At 58.2% G+C, this 15,052-nt stretch carries 14 protein-coding genes; 3 read left to right on the forward strand and 11 right to left on the reverse strand.

Features of this window, described 5'->3' with window-relative positions:
• Positions 1-13: 13 nt before the first annotated feature.
• From HOP44_RS18650 to HOP44_RS18660, 3 genes are read right to left on the reverse strand one after another with little or no spacing between them, the layout of a single operon-like run.
• A complete protein-coding gene (locus tag HOP44_RS18650) occupies positions 14-811 on the reverse strand; it encodes an ABC transporter permease (protein ID WP_172256162.1) in 798 nt (265 codons plus the stop codon).
• Positions 804-1,676, reverse strand: coding sequence for an ABC transporter permease (locus HOP44_RS18655; RefSeq protein ID WP_172256164.1), 873 nt, complete (start codon positions 1,674-1,676; stop codon positions 804-806). Before HOP44_RS18655 ends, HOP44_RS18650 begins: the two co-directional genes overlap by 8 nt.
• Positions 1,673-2,452, reverse strand: a complete 780-nt coding sequence (locus HOP44_RS18660; RefSeq protein ID WP_172256166.1) for an ABC transporter ATP-binding protein — start codon at positions 2,450-2,452, stop codon at positions 1,673-1,675. Before HOP44_RS18660 ends, HOP44_RS18655 begins: the two co-directional genes overlap by 4 nt.
• Positions 2,453-2,587: 135 nt before the next feature.
• Here HOP44_RS18660 and HOP44_RS18665 point away from each other — a divergent pair, with 135 nt between their 5' ends.
• Positions 2,588-3,487: a helix-turn-helix domain-containing protein gene (locus HOP44_RS18665; RefSeq protein ID WP_172256168.1), complete on the forward strand. Its 900-nt coding sequence runs from the start codon at positions 2,588-2,590 to the stop codon at positions 3,485-3,487.
• A 127-nt stretch (positions 3,488-3,614) separates the two neighbouring features.
• Here HOP44_RS18665 and cidR read toward each other — a convergent pair whose 3' ends face one another.
• Positions 3,615-4,523, reverse strand: a complete 909-nt coding sequence (cidR, locus tag HOP44_RS18670) for a cidABC operon transcriptional activator CidR (protein ID WP_172256170.1) — start codon at positions 4,521-4,523, stop codon at positions 3,615-3,617.
• Between the two features lie 126 nt (positions 4,524-4,649).
• Between cidR and HOP44_RS18675 the strand changes: the two genes are divergently transcribed.
• Positions 4,650-5,021 (forward strand): CidA/LrgA family protein, encoded by a 372-nt coding sequence (locus HOP44_RS18675; protein ID WP_172256172.1) that lies wholly within the window; start codon positions 4,650-4,652, stop codon positions 5,019-5,021.
• Positions 5,018-5,701 carry a CidB/LrgB family autolysis modulator gene (locus tag HOP44_RS18680; protein WP_172256174.1) on the forward strand — a complete coding sequence of 228 codons (684 nt, stop codon included), beginning with the start codon at positions 5,018-5,020 and terminating at the stop codon, positions 5,699-5,701. The genes HOP44_RS18675 and HOP44_RS18680 overlap by 4 nt, the downstream gene beginning before the upstream one ends.
• 104 nt (positions 5,702-5,805) lie before the next feature.
• Here the strand turns inward: HOP44_RS18680 and HOP44_RS23055 are convergent, their stop codons facing one another.
• The 7 genes from HOP44_RS23055 to HOP44_RS18715 form a co-directional block, all read right to left on the reverse strand.
• The gene (locus HOP44_RS23055) at positions 5,806-7,992 is read right to left on the reverse strand and encodes a LuxR C-terminal-related transcriptional regulator (protein ID WP_281367814.1); all 2,187 of its coding nucleotides are present in this window, start codon (positions 7,990-7,992) and stop codon (positions 5,806-5,808) included.
• A 1-nt stretch (position 7,993) separates the two neighbouring features.
• Positions 7,994-8,239 (reverse strand): hypothetical protein, encoded by a 246-nt coding sequence (locus HOP44_RS18690; protein ID WP_172194679.1) that lies wholly within the window; start codon positions 8,237-8,239, stop codon positions 7,994-7,996.
• Between the two features lie 16 nt (positions 8,240-8,255).
• The gene (locus HOP44_RS18695) at positions 8,256-9,701 is read right to left on the reverse strand and encodes an ATPase domain-containing protein (protein WP_172256176.1); all 1,446 of its coding nucleotides are present in this window, start codon (positions 9,699-9,701) and stop codon (positions 8,256-8,258) included.
• 150 nt (positions 9,702-9,851) lie between these two features.
• Complete coding sequence (locus HOP44_RS18700) at positions 9,852-11,555, reverse strand: hypothetical protein (protein WP_172256178.1); 1,704 nt, start codon at positions 11,553-11,555, stop codon at positions 9,852-9,854.
• A 3-nt stretch (positions 11,556-11,558) separates the two neighbouring features.
• Positions 11,559-12,374: an ABC transporter ATP-binding protein gene (locus tag HOP44_RS18705; RefSeq protein ID WP_172256180.1), complete on the reverse strand. Its 816-nt coding sequence runs from the start codon at positions 12,372-12,374 to the stop codon at positions 11,559-11,561.
• Positions 12,375-12,481: 107 nt separating this feature from the next.
• Positions 12,482-13,327 (reverse strand): hypothetical protein, encoded by an 846-nt coding sequence (locus tag HOP44_RS18710; protein ID WP_172256182.1) that lies wholly within the window; start codon positions 13,325-13,327, stop codon positions 12,482-12,484.
• Positions 13,328-13,674: 347 nt separating this feature from the next.
• Positions 13,675-15,045 (reverse strand): MFS transporter, encoded by a 1,371-nt coding sequence (locus HOP44_RS18715; RefSeq protein WP_172256184.1) that lies wholly within the window; start codon positions 15,043-15,045, stop codon positions 13,675-13,677.
• Positions 15,046-15,052: the final 7 nt, after the last annotated feature.

The raw sequence follows: 15,052 nt of genomic DNA on the forward strand, positions 1-15,052 counted from the left end.
CGATCGTTCGCCTCTACTGCATCCACTCTCTCCGGCCCCAGCTCCATGCCCCCATTATAACGCAGCCCGCAAGCAGCGCACAGAGGATCCAGCCGAGATAAGCGTCGCTTCCGCCCGTATGCCCGAGGAAATGAAAGATGGAGTCGGATACCGACAGCAGAAAAGCCATGCCGTCGGAGACGTAAATGCCGCCCACGATCACCGCCAGCATCCCGATATAGGCCAGGACCGGATTTGGCGCAAGGCGCGATACGATCCCTCCGACCCCGATCAGGGCCAGAAAAATGCAGAAAGCCATCCCGTAGAATCCGAGGCCGAAACCGATCGCGCCCAACCCGCCTACCGTCCCTGCGCCCATCAGCGTCGTCTCGGCGGCCGCAGGCATAAAGATCCGTCCGAACACGGTACCTGCCGCCCAGGTGAACAAGGTCATCGCGCCGACCGCAGCGCCCAGCACGGCCCATTTGGCCAGAAACATTTTGACCCGCGAGACCGGACGAATCAAAGCCAGGCGCAGCGCCCCCGAAGAGACATCCCCGTTGAAACTGTCCGCCGCCAACATCGGAATCACGACAAAGTTCATCAGAATCGACAGCTCACGCAGCAGAAAAGGCGCCGTGTTAAGCGAATTCAGCGGCACGCTGTGATCCGGATCGTAGAAACTCGTATTCATCATCGTCAAAAACAGGCATTCCAGCGGTACGAAGATCAGATAGACGGCGATCACCGCCCAGGTCCGTCCGCGCTTGAACACCCGCTGCGCTTCGCTTCGGATCAGATTGCCTATTCCGACCGTTTGTTTGTTATTCAAAAGAATCCCTCCTTTTCCAGACCCACATCGTCATTGCGCCAAACAGCAGTCCGTATCCCCCTATGACCCCCAGATTCCACAGCCGCAGTCCGTGCAGATTCGCAAGCATCGCCGCAAGGCCTTCCCACTCGACCATCAACAGGGACAGAAAATAAAGGCGTACATATTCCTGCGTCTCGAACAAGGGCCGGAAATACGTCAGCACCGTCGGCAGCAGGTAGGACAGCAGCAGAAATCCGATGCCCAGTCCCAGTGTTACCGTGGACGAACGTCCGATTGCGGCAATCCAGAAAAACACGGCGAGCAGCGCGGCCAGGACCAGGGCGGCCAGAGCGTAATACCCCAAATCGTACAGCAGCCCTTCGGCGTAAGCGGCCTGCCCCGCTTCATAGAACAGGGGGTAAGTGTCGGGGTTCGGGAACCAGATCCTCCCGACCACCGCCGAACAGACAAAGTACGCGGCCAGCTGAATCCACATAAACGCCAGACAGACCAGCCACTTGGCCGACATGATCCGCGTCAGCGAAGCGGCGCGCAGCATGCCCATCCGCAGCTGTCCGCTGCGGTATTCTTCCGTCACCGTCAGGCCGGCCAGCACCAGCATCATGCCGCTGAACGCGGTGACCAGCATCTCGGCCAGCGCCAGCACCGGCATGCTGCCCGCCGTCGCGTATTCCGGCAGTCCCGGATGAAGCATGCCGTTTTGCGACAGCAGATACTTGGCCGAGACCAGTGCCATCAGCGGAGCGGCCAGCGCCATGAGGCGAACGGTACGCCTTTTCCACAGCCTGCGCCACTCCGCCTGCAGCAGTCTGCCGAAGGGGACTCCGCCCGAGTTTTCCGTCTCGTACAGCAGCAGGCTCATGAGGTCATCATCTCCACGAAAGCTTCTTCCAGACTCGAATGACGGCCGATCATCTCTTCCCGGCTGCCCGCAAAGACCTGCTCGCCTTCTCGAATCACGACGATCCGGTCGCAGATCTTCTGCAGCTCGTCCAGCAGATGGCTGGAGACCAGCACCGTTTTGCCCAGTTCGTGTTTGAGTCTCAGGATCAGCTCCCGCAGTTCGCGAATCCCCATCGGATCGAGGCCGTTGGCCGGTTCGTCGAGGATCAGCAGTTCGGGATCGCCCAGCAGCGCCTGCGCGATGCCGAGCCGCTGCTTCATGCCCAGCGAATACGTTTTGACGCGCTCGTCGGCCCGTTTGTCCATTCGCACAATTTCCAGCACCTCGCGCACCCGCTGCTCCCGCTCTTTGCGGGTAGGCAAATTCGGATGCAGCAGCGCCAGATTGTCCAGGTTGTCGCGCCCGGTCATATAGGGGAAGAAAATCGGGGATTCCACGATCGCTCCCACATGCAGCACCGCCGCTTCCCTCTCCCGCACGACACTTCGTCCGCCGATCCGGATATCGCCCGAATCGGGCCGGATCAATCCGGTCATCGCCCGGATCAGCGTCGTTTTGCCGGCACCGTTGGGTCCGAGCAGCCCGCAGATTTCGCCGCGTTCCACCGTGAATGACACATTTTGCAGCAGCGCGCGGCGCCGTACTTTTTTGGTGACATTCCCGGTCTCGACCAGCACGGGCTCCGCCTGGGGAATTACGATTCTTGGGTTCGTGTCCCTTTCCGCTGTGTTCATCTTCTCATCGCCTCTTTCTTGTGCTTTCGTTGACCCCAGTGTAGAAGGCAATTCTAAAGAAAGAATAAAAGCCGCAAAAAAAGTCAAAAAGCCGGTCCGTCCCATCTGTTACTCTGGGTACAAGGAGGCGTTCACGTGAGCTATCATCCTGCTGTACAACATACGATCGACTATATCGAACGCAATCTGGAACAGGAGCTGACGGGAGAAGACATCGCGGCTCAGGCCGGGTTCTCGTTCTATCATTTCCACCGCATTTTCCTAAAAGAAATCGGCATGACGATGTCGGAGTATATCCGCGCAAGAAGACTGGCCGGTGCGGCTTCCGCCCTGCTGCATACGGACGAGCGGGTGCTCGAACTTGCCCTTCGGTTCGGATTCGAATCACAGGAAGCTTTTGGACGGGCATTCAAAAAAATCTACGGTCTGCCGCCGGCACGCTATCGACGATGGATCGGCGGCATACTGAACCGGGAGGAACTTTCCATGCAAACGAATCAGGATCAAACCGCTTCCCCGATTAAAGGATGGTTTATGAGCGGCAGCCATCCTTTCCATTATGAAATGGGGGTCCATCGCAAAACCGTTCACCGCGGAACCGGATCCGGTTATCTCAAATCGGTCTCGGCCGATTCGCCCGGGCAGTTCGGCACGATGATGCAGGCTTTCCGCGCCGATGCCTACAAAGGCAAACGAATCCGGCTGTCCGCCTTCGTCAAAACGGAAGCGGTCAAGCGCGGATTCGCCGCTCTCTGGATGCGCGTGGACGCCGACGACGGCGAATCGCTGCAGTTCGACAACATGGCGAACCGCACGCTGACCGGCACACGGGACTGGAACCACTACGCGATCGTGCTGGACGTCCCGGACCGGAGCGACCAGATCTCGTTCGGCGTTCTGCTCAGCGGGTCCGGGCAGGTCTGGGTCGACGGCTTCGTATTCGAAGAAGTCCCGCACACCGTGCCGACCACCAATCTCGAGACATCCGCCGCGCTGAACCACGAACCGGTGAATCTGTCTTTCGAAGAAGAATAGGCTCGAGACGTCCCGCCCGCCCAAGAACGGCAAAAAGGCTTTCTCCCCTATAAGGAGAAAGCCTTTTTCGTATGTCGAGTCGGTCAGATCGAAACTTGGCGTTCAGGCCCCGCGCCCATCCTCCCGGTCAGTCTTCCCGCTCCTCTACCGGAGTTCCGCCCAGCCAGCTGCGTGTAAACGAGATCCACTCGCGCGCCGCATAGGACTGATAGCGGTCTTTGCGCCAGATCACGCCAAGCCGCCACCAGATTGCCGGTTCCTGCAGCGGGACAATACACACGGCTTTGCCCGAGGCCTGTCGGCAGATCGTTTCCGGCAGCAGGGCGACGCCCAATCCGGCCGCCACCATTTCGCTGATCAAATCCCACTGCGAGCTCTCATAGACGATCTTCGGACGGAAACCGGCCTGCAGACATTCGCTGATGATCCGGTCATGCAGCGTAAAGTCTTCCCGGAAAAAGACAAAGTTCTCCTGGGCCAGTTCGCTCAACTTCGCGCTCGGCGCTCCTGCCAAGGCATGCGCCGCCGGCACGATCAGGTTCAGCCGCTCTTCGGCAAACTGGAACGAATCGAAGACGTCGAACGACAGCGGCAGCACCACCACCCCGATATCCAGCAGTCCTTCCGCAACGTCGGATTCGACCGTTTTGGCCCCGTCTTCGAACACCTGAAGCGTCACATCGGGATAACGGTCGTGGAAAGCGCCGATGACTTTGGGGAAAAAGCTCGATCCCACCATAGGCGGCAGGCCGATCCGGATATGTCCGCGCTTCAGCTCCGCCAGATCTCCAAGCTGCGCCGACAGATTCGAGAACGACTGGGTAATGGCCTGGGCCTGCTCCACCACCACGCGCCCGGCATCGGTCAATTCGATGCGCTTGCCGATCCGGTCGAACAAAGTCGCGCCCAGTTCTTCTTCAAGCTGACGGATTGCCTTGCTGATCGCCGGCTGGCTCAGATACAGCGACTCGGCCGCTTTCGTGAAGCTTTTGAGCCTCGCCGTTTCGAGAAAGTAAGTCAGGTGCCGGATCTCCATGCGCTCGCTCCTTTTCTATCCATAACTATAAAGAATGATTTTGATTCCTTTTATTCATTTTACTCATGAAAAGAATAGATGTAAAATTTTCATTATAGAAGAGAGATTACAGAAAGGAGCGTCCTTATGAAAAAAGTAGGCCTTGCCGCGATTCAAATCGCGATTCTGATGGGTTTCTCCGAGCTGATGAACCGGCTGGCGGTCTGGACGCACTTTCCGCTGCCCGGCAGCATCCTCGGCATCCTGGTGTTGTTCCTGCTGCTCCAGTTCCGCATCGTCAAGTTGGAATGGATCGAACTGGGCGCCACCTGGCTGCTCGCCGAGCTTCTGCTGTTCTTCATTCCCGCCGCTGTCGGCGTCATGAATTATATCCCGCTGCTTGAACAGGACGGAATCCGCATCTTCGCCGTCGTGATCTTGAGTACCCTTATCGTTATGACCAGTTCGGGCCTGTTGGCCGGAGTCTTATCCAAAAGAAAGGAGAGCCGCCTGTCATGATCAACCAAGCCGTTACGTATCTGACCGCGACACTCGTCATTTATTATGCCGCCAAGTGGGTGTATCGCAAATATCCCCGGGTCTACCTCTCGCCGCTGCTCATCACCCCGGCGATTCTGGTTGTCGTTCTGCTGACCACCCATGCTTCTTATTCGAGCTACAACGAAGGAGGTATCTGGTTGTCGAAGCTGCTCCAGCCGGCTACGGTCGCCTTTGCCGTTCCGCTGTACAAGAATCTGCAAACGCTCAAAAAGCATGCCGGGGAAATCTTCGCAAGCGTCTTGTTCGGTTCGATCATGGCGATGCTTTCTTCCGCCCTGCTCGCGCGTATGATGCATCTGAACGGGGAGCTGGCCAGCAGTCTCGTTCCGCGTTCGGTGACGACGCCGATTGCCATGAACGTATCGCAGATGATTGGCGGCGTACCGACGATCACGGCCGTATTCGTCATCATGACCGGCCTGCTGGGAGCCATGATGGGTCCTTCGGTCGTCAAGGTGCTGCGGATTGACGGCGATATCGCCCGCGGGATCCTGTTCGGAACAAGCGCTCACGGCACCGGCACTTCGAAAGCGTTCGAGCTCAATGCTCTCACCGGCACCGTCTCCAGCATCTCCATGATTCTGGCCGCACTGTTCACCTTGCTCGGAGCTCCTATGCTGCTTGGTTTATTGGGTTGATTCCGGCTTGTCTGCAGCCTTTTACCGGAATGACCAAAGAACCCCCCGGATCTCTGTCATACAGAGACCCAGGGGGTTCTTGCGTCAAGCCGCAGGCTGCGTCTTCAACCGATTCCCCGGTTGAAGACTCGGGCAATCGCCTGGGCCCGGTCGCTTACGCTCATCTTGTTGAAAATGTTGGTCAGATGGTTCTTGACCGTATGTTCGCTGATAAACAGCTTGGCGGCGATATCTTTGTTGCTCGAAGCGCGCACGACCAGCTCCAGCACTTCTTTCTCGCGCTTCGACAGTCCGAATTCTTTGACGATCGCGTCAATTCCCCGTTCTTCGGCTTCGGCGGGATTGAAGGAAGCGGCGGCTCCGTCCGACAGAACCACTTCGCTCTGCACCGTGTGACGGACGGCCATAAACTTGCGGAAATGATTGAACAATTCCGGCGACACGCCGGTCAGATGCAGACGGCCTGCCGTCTCTTCATCAAGGGCCGCAAAGTACAGCGCCGTTCTAAGAAGCTGCGCAGGCCGCGAATAGGAAAAATTTCCTGTTTTTCCTTCGGAGTCGACCATCGTCTGATGTTCTTTGAGTACAACCAGCTCGCCCGCGAACGCTTCATGCAGTTCGCGGCGCGCGGCATCGTCCAAGACCGACAGCATGCTTGTCCGCTGAAGCAAAGCCGCTTCTTCCGGAGTGGTTCCCCCGTAGCGTGCATATTCGTCCAGCAACCGGAGCGAGAGATCGGAATTTTTGCCCTGATCGGCCGTTCCCAGCTTGGCCGAAGTATACATCAGACGAAGGAAACGCTCGTTCTGGAGGCCGAGCTGCTGCTGGTCATGCACGGACTGGAGGATGATACTTCCCATGGTAGCCAGCGCCAGCAGTACTTCGCGGCATTCTTCGGCTTCTTGTTCGCTGCTCAGCGATACGGCCAGAACGCCGCGGGTTTTGCCCGCATACACGATCGGATACTCGATCATCAGCTGTCCTTCTTCGGTCTGCGACAATTCGAAGCCCGGCGAATGTACCGGATTTTCGCGCATGACGCGCTTGGCGACGTCGCGTGCATACTGCTCGGCGAAATCGTTGGCGATCCCGCGCGATACGATCTGCACTTTCTGCCCGTTGGAACTTTCATGCACGATAATCGCGGAAGAAGGATTCCAGACCAGGCTGAGACTCATATCGACGAGCATGAACATGATCCGCTGCGTATTCTGGGCGGAGATCATGAAGCGGGTGACTTCCATCAGCGGACGCAGACGCTGGATCTGGCGTTCCATACGCGCTTCGACCGCACCGCTTGCGATATATTCGCTGACGAGCGCGATCAGCAGATCTTCGAAATCGCGCAGCAGCGGATCGATCTGAACTTTTCTTTTGCCGATGATAAACAGAATACCCAACTGCTCGCCGCCTACGCGAACCGGAAAGCAGCGAAGGCCGTAGAAGTCGCCGATTCCGCGCTGTTTGAGGAACAGCGCACGCGGATCCCGCTGGATATCGGTCCACTGCATCGGCCCGTCGCTGAGCGCGGCCTGTCCGAGAAAGCCTTCGCCTTCACGGAATTCGGCATCCTGCAGCCCTTCGGCTCCTTCGCCGGCTGCGCGTCCGATCCGGTATTCGCCCTGCCCGATCTTCTCGGCATATCCGATGAGGTCGGCGCCTCCGCTGACATTGACGAACTGTTCGAAAGCACCCTCGACCGAGGAGCGTTCGCGGCGGGAAGTCGCCAGTACGCCGCGCAGCTCGACCAGCCGTTCGCGCACATACGTTTCCCGATAAGCCGAACGCAGAATACGCTCGGCCGTTTCGGCCAGCTTGCCGATCTTCTCGCGCCATACATCGGCTTCTTCGCCGGACAACTCTTCGGCTTCCAGTACGAGATCGAGCAGCAGCTTCTGCCCTTCCTCGTACAGTCCGGCCCTGCCGACTTCTTCTTCCAGCATTTCCTTCGTGCCCGATTCGATCAGCACGCCCGCTACCACATAATAGACCGCATCTCCGGCCGGAGACTTGAAAGGCGCAATGATAAATTTGACGCCCGGCAGCCAAAGATCGCAGATGGCCGGGCGCGTCAGCCCCGCGTAATGGCTTACTTCCTGCCAAAAGCGTTTGCGCGTTTCCCCGTCTGCTTCCGTGAGTTTCTGAAAGAACGGGTGATACGAGGAAGGTTTGACAAGCGGACGGCCTTCGCCATCCACAATCAGAATGGAGAGGCGCGTAAATTCCGCATAGGTATGTTGAATTTCTTCGACGGTTTTCTTGACGTCCATTGCCCAGCTCTTCTCGATCATATTAATGGATCTCCACTTCACTTTGAGTATAAGGGGTTTTGTACGAATAAATAGCCATGTTCCCTTCACCTCTTTTATCCAGGATGGAGATTGCGGCCAAGCGGTTCAATACGATTTGCAGCGGTTCGATCCCGCGTCCCAGCTTCTTGGCTAGCCCTTTAGCGGTTTCATAGGCGTAAGGGTTGTTTTCAAAAAACATCGTGCACTCCATCTGCAGCTTTAACAACTCCTGATCCGAAATCGTCATCTTTCTCGTGTGCCCCCTATATCAGCCTAACATACGGTCTGTCCCTGATATTGTCGACGATATGGGGAGCCGACATGCGGCCGCCCGGGGATTTCGTGATCTGGAGATACTGATAGCTTCCGTCCACCCAGGTACGGATGACCCCGTTCGAGGCCCGTTCGAGGAAGGAAGACGTCTCCAGTCCGATTTCCGTAAAGTTGCTTTGGCAGAGTACCGTAATGCCGGCCGCCCTGCATCGGGCCATCTCGTCGGCGAAATTCCGTTTGACAAATTCGCGCCCGCGTTCGGATATGATCGTATTGAGGTCGTAATGGATAAACCAGCGTTTGCCCTGTACCCTGGTTTCGCGGAAATACGGGTTGATCGCTTCGTAGACCTTCTTCTGATACTCCTCGTTCGAGAGACGGTCGACGTAGATAACCAGCTTCTCGTACTCGGGTGCAACTTTGCGGTGATAGTGGTCGATGAAAAAGACTCTTTCCTCGGCTGCCGCTTCTTTTAACGATACGTCGAACAGAGCGAGCGTCTGCTCCAGCGTATCGATGGAACTCAAGCCCGACAGCATGAACAGCACGCAGTCTCCCTGTCTGAGCCGTTCGGCATGGATCGAATTCATCAGATAATTGTAATTGGCTTTGCTGTTGCTGTCCAACATGAACGCGCTCCCCTGCGGAAGCCCGCCGACAAGAAGCTCGTCCAGCGATTTGATCCCCGTACTCAACCGGTCGACGCCGTCGTTCAGGATTTTGTCCTCGACCATCGACAAGGCGGGAAGGATGCAGATCCCGTCGCTCATAAACCGGTAGTGATGCTCGCCTTCGACAATGCACGTACCGCGCATTTTGAGAATTTCGATCGTGCGCTTGCGGTATTTCTCCAGATGCTCGCGCAGCGACAGTCGGATAATTCCGTCACAGACATAGTTCTCGAACGGCGTCGAACGCCCTTCCGTTTCCCCGTATTCTCTAAGAAAAAAAGCGGTCAGGTCGAACTTGCGCATAATGTTGCGAATCGAATAAATCTGCTCGCGGCCGTCCGTCTCCAGACCTCCCAGCTTGCGGAACAAGCTGATGCTGTCGATCACGACGCGCTTGCAGTCGATCTCGCGGATCAACTGTTCGAACAATCCGTCGGTACGCATCATCTGATCGAGCAGAACGTCCGGCTCCAGACAGATGATCCGGAGTTTATTCTGCCGTTCGAGCTCGCGCAGGTCCCACCCGAACCCCGCCATGTCCCGATAAATCTGCTCCGGCAGTTCTTCAAAGGTAATATAGATGCCCGCTTCGTCATACTGCCGGGCGCCTTCGAGCAAATACTGGATGCCCAGCGTCGTTTTGCCCGTACCCGGATTCCCCTCGAGTATGATCGTCGTCCCGCGAGGGACTCCTCCGCCCAGCAGCACATCAAGCCCCGGAACCCCCGTGTGTACGATATCCTGACCCAGCCCCGTCTCTTGCATAAGTTCCGCCGCCCCCCTTAAATCGAAGTGATTGTTGACCGTGACCCTCTATCTATGGGAATAGGAAATTCCTCTTATGTTGATCTTACCCGATTACATTAAAGTTTGAAATAGCTTTTCCATTTTTTACATAGTGCTGTAAAAAGCGTTTCACCCGGTATTGAAAAGGGTACCTCTCCATCCCCACAGGTTGGCGGCAAGTACGGCGGCGAGCAGCACCCAGATTCCCCAGTCCGGCGTATAGGCCTTTACCGCGTAATGCGCACCGGCAATCGCTCCCAGCAGCAGCATGACCCCGATGGTCTTGAGTCCGTTCGGATCGGACGACGGAAAAGGCAGCGAGAAGGGCAGCTCCATTCCGGTCATACGCAGCGTAAGGGGAAGCAGCAGTGCCGAGACGGCAAGCATCACGAGCAGATCGGGCACGATGCGGATGCCGAACAAGAACGCGAACACCGCCGATTCGACCAGGAACAGCGGCAGGAACAACCGGACGAACAGCGCTTTGAGCGTTCCCCGGACCGCGTCGTCCAGCCGGGCGATCGGCGCGCTGCCGTAAATCCAGCTGCCTTTGAAACTTCCCGAATACTTGACCATGAGCACCAGGGTCGGGATCATAATGGAACACGCGTACAGGTTCAAATACCCGGCTCCGCCTTCGTAATCGATCGCGGACACTCCGCCGCCGCTGGTGGCGAACGTAAACAGGAAGATAAACGGAATCGCGAGGGAGAACCCGAGCGAAGGATAGACCTTAAGCTTGAATTCCCGTTCTCCGGCAAGCATCGAAGCGGCGAATACATAGAAAGCCTGTTCCTGACCGCTCCGGCAGAGCAGCTTCGACAGCATCCGGTTCCAGCGGCGCGCCGGCGCGGTGCGTCCGCGCGGATCGGCTCCTCCCAGTTTCTCCAGGCTGCGTTCGAACACGGGCATCAGGCGGAAGAATACCGCCGCCCCCAGCAGGGGAACCCCCGCTCCCAACAGCGCCGGCAGCATATACAGCCATTCGCTTCGTCCGTTCAGCAGCCACTCGAAGCCGGCGGCATACCACAGCGGAGGCAGCGCAAGTTCCCACCAACCCGGTACGAAGTCGGCCGACAGCCGGGTGAAGTCCAACGCGCGGATCGCGACCTGATAGCCCACCAGCATAAAGATCGTCATCGCAATCTGTACGTAGTTGACCATGTCCTTCAGCGTTTCCCCGTCGAACAGCTTCAGGACGAGCAGATATACAAAAGCGGTGAAAACGGCGACCAGCAGCCCGCCGAATGCCAGCGAAGCCAACAGCAGAAGTCCGAAAGGTGCCCCGTAGCGTACAACGCCGACGACAATCGGGACCGCGCCGAGCGCCAGAGCGAACTGCGTGAAATAAATCAGGATATGCAGCGCCTTCGCCATCCCCAGTGTCCGGCCGTCCACCGGCTTCGTATGCAGAATCGCTTTGTCCCGCACATCGAGCATTACGGACGAGAAGTCCGACAGCATGGCTGTCATCATGACGAACAGCAGCACCGCGATCACAATCCCCGCCTGCAGCATGTAGCTGCCGCCGGCTACCAGAAAGAACGAAGACACGGCGCCGTACAGGCCGTAGAAGAACAGCGTTTTCCCCATTCCGCCCGCTGCGTCCGGCTGCTCTTTGGGCTTCAGGAAGCTCCCGCGGCCAAATCCCGCCCTGAACCCTCCCGAACGGGCTTTGGCTCCGCCAAACAAAGCCGCGGCTCCCGTAGTCCGCCTCCGGTCGAGCGTAAGCTTGAGCCCCAGAATAAGGCGCATGGCCGGATAATCGATTCCTATCCGTTCAAACAGGAACCGGATCCGGTCGAGCACCCGCAGCATCCGATAATCCTCCATCGCCTATCGCTCCTCCAATACGCCGACCAGCCGCTCCGCAATTTGACGGTGTTCGTGAAAATCCGTGAGCTGGTTGAACAGCTCTTCCAGCGATTTCTCCCCGCCCCGCGCACGCAGCTCTTCGAAGCTGCCGTCGGCGGCTACCCGTCCTCCGCTCAGCAGCACGATCCGGCTGCTGATTTTCTCGACCACATCCATGATGTGGGAAGAGTAGAACACGGTCTTGCCCCGGGCAGCCAACAATTCCAGCAGTTCCTTGACCACCATGACGCTGTTCGCGTCAAGACCGCTCAGCGGCTCGTCGAGGAAGATCAGGTCGGGATCGTGCAGCAGGCACGAAGACAGCAGGACCTTCTGCTTCATCCCTTTGGAATACGCGGCGATTCTCGAATCGATCGCTTCGGACAAGCCGAAGGCCTCCATCAGCATCCGCGCTTTGCGTTCGGCAAGCTCCGGCGCCAAGCCGTACAGCTCTCCCGTAAAAGTCAGATATTCGCGAGCCGTCAGGTTATCGTATAGTTCCGCCGTCTCCGGCACATAGCCGATTCGGCGTTTGTACTCGCTGCCGGCTTCCGCAAGGTCGCGGCCGAACAGCTTGACTTCGCCCGAATAACCTTTGACCAGTCCCAGCATGATTTTGATCGTTGTACTCTTGCCCGCTCCGTTGGGCCCTATGTAACCGATAATTTGTCCCTGACGTGCCTCCAGATCGATTCCGTTCAGCACGTAACGGTCTCCGTACTTCATACGCAGTTCGCGGATGGACAGCACCGCTTCCGCCTGCGTTTCGCGGCCTTTCGGGGGAATGGCTTGCTCCATGTGGTTCTCGTCTCCTCGCATTCGAGAGGCCGAATCCACCTCCCTTGGCGGAATCCGGCTTGTCGTTATCGTCAGAAAGGGACGCCCGCTTGGGCAAAGATGCCCGATCAGCGGTACTCGTCATAAGGGGTAAACACGGCCGTCCCGACCTGCAGCACACCGTTCTTATACGTATAGCCAAGCGTAAGGTCTCCGATAAATTCGGACATGCCGACCTGTACGCCCGCCGTCGCGGTCAAACGGCCGTCTTCGATTCCGTAGCGGATGACCTGGCCGAAAGACGGACGCTCTCCGCGCTGCGCCCGCTCCGTCAAGATCCGGTCCGCGGCGATTTGCGTGGTCACGCCGCCCGCTTCGATCCCGACGCTTCCGTCCGCGGCGAATCCGGCGCGGAACTGCTTGAGCATGGCGATGGCTCCGTCTTCGAGAGGAATCTGCTCCAGATCCGCCGTATAGACGACCGCTTCATTGGCATAGACGCCCGTCCCGTAACCCTGGGTCAGCAGAACGACCGTATCGGGAGCGGCTCCCGCCGTCAGATTGGCCGATACGAACTCGGGCGGATAGGGGCTGTTTGGACCCAGCGTTTTACCGGGCAGAGCCGCCGTGCGGCTGCCGCTGTGCAGACGAAGATCGTCCCACATGCCGTTCAGGCTTTCCATGCCGGTGATGGACAGCGTTCCGTCCGCCGATGCGGCGATTTGGCCGGTCCGGTTCTCGACTTTCAGAATGCGGTTTTTGGTGTCGTAGCTCATATGTTGATCGAACAGCTCTCCGGCAAGGCCGAGGGGAAGCATCACTTGTCCGTCGACAAAGCGCGGCGAAGCTTCGGTCACGACCTCGGTACCTTCCCGGTAGACTTTGATCGGAGCTGCGGCGGAAGCCGTCAGCGCGGCGGCGGCAACCGAAAGACAGACCAGGACGGAGACGGCAAGGCGGCGTGTGTTTTTCATGTTTGGATGTCCTCTTTTCGTTCCCGAAGGATATATGAAATGGAAGGCGCTTGTCTCGAAGCGCCGAAAAGGTTCAGGGGAATTCATACGGCAGTTCGGATCCGGGCGGTACAAAACCGGGCGGTCCGAAGATAGGTTGGGCTTTTCGGCCGGGATTTTCGTCCGGCGATACGGAGTTCATTCGGTGTCGGTTTCCCATTCTAGGGAAAAAAGGGCTTGTCCATCGGGAAAACCCTCTTCTTCTAGCTTAAGACATCCTGGCGATTTTTCCAGAAAAAAAGTTGTAACCCTATATTACAGTTCCATGACAAAAGCCCCAATCCTTCCGGAAAGGGGCAAAAAGAAGGTTAATTTCTCGAAATCCCGGCCGCGGGCTTCCAGATCGAGCGGCCGAACACAAATCCGGCCGTTCCAAGCAGCAGAATTGTCCAGCCCGCGGCTTCGAACACCGAACCTGCGCCGAAGTGCTGGACCGACAAGCCGCCCAGCGGCGGAGCGGCGATCATGACAAGGCTGAGCAGGGTATGTTGAATGCCGAAGACGCGCCCGGTCATGGCAGCCGGGGTTTCTTTTTGCAGGGCGTAGTTGAACGTAATCATGAACAATCCGTTGCCCGCTCCGAGCAGCAGACCGATCCCGAGAATGGCGGCGATCGATGCGCCCGGCGCAAGCAGGCCCAGCAGCAGCACCGACAGTCCGATCAGGATGTAGCTTCCTCCCAGCTTGACCGCGTATCCCTGCCGGCGCAGCGGGGCGAAGCGAAGATTGGCGGCGGCGGTCAGCGCGGCCGAAGCTCCCGAAGCGGCGAGCAGCCAGCCGATCGCCGTCTCGCTGCTCGGGGCGATCGTCCGAAACAGGCTGATGAATTGGAAATCGATCATCTGGATCACCAGCATGCCGCACAGCGCGAACGCCAGCAGATGAAGCAGGATACGCGTCCGGCGCACGAACGACCAGCCTTCGAGCAGTTCGCCCCACAAGGTTCTCCGTTTACCCGGTGCGCTGCCGGACTGCTCGGCGGAATCGGCACCCGAGTACGATTTCGCCGCGGGGTCCGTTTGCGGATCGGCTTCCGGAGGAACCGTCTTCAGAATCCCGTAGGACAGCAGACGGGCCCCCGCATTGACCAGAATGCACGCCTGGGGCGACAGCAGCGCAAGCACGCCCGCTCCGGCCAGCGGCCCCGCTATCCGCGACAGCTGGCCGGCCAGGCCGTTGAGCGAAGAAGCATCGACCAACTGTTCCTCGTCGACTACGCGCCGCGTGAGCGCCTGCTGGGCAGGCACATTGAAGACCCCGAGCGCGGCGCGCAGCGCAATCAGAGGCAGCAGGCTGTAAATGTTCGGCACCAGCAGGATACCGATCGTGGCGAATACGGTCAGCAGATCGCACAGCCGCATCAGCTTGAGCCGGTTCAATCGATCGGCTGCCGCGCCCGCGGCCGAACCGAGCAAAATGCCCGGCAGGGCCATACATACGGGCACCATCGCCATCTCCAGCGGACTGGCCTGCCATCGGTAGCCGATCAGCACCTGAATCGCAATGGCGTCGAACCAATCGCCGAACACGGCGATTCCGTACGCGGCGAAGGTACGGCCGAAGACCGGGTGCCGGAGCAGCGAAGGCCTGCCGCCTGCTGCTTCCGCTCCTCTCTTACTTTTTTTGCTTGTAAAGCCCGGACGCTTCCGACTGCCGTTCCCGGCTTGTTTCTCGATCATCTGTGTT

Source organism: Saccharibacillus deserti (assembly GCF_013618475.1).
Taxonomy (GTDB): domain Bacteria; phylum Bacillota; class Bacilli; order Paenibacillales; family Paenibacillaceae; genus Saccharibacillus; species Saccharibacillus deserti.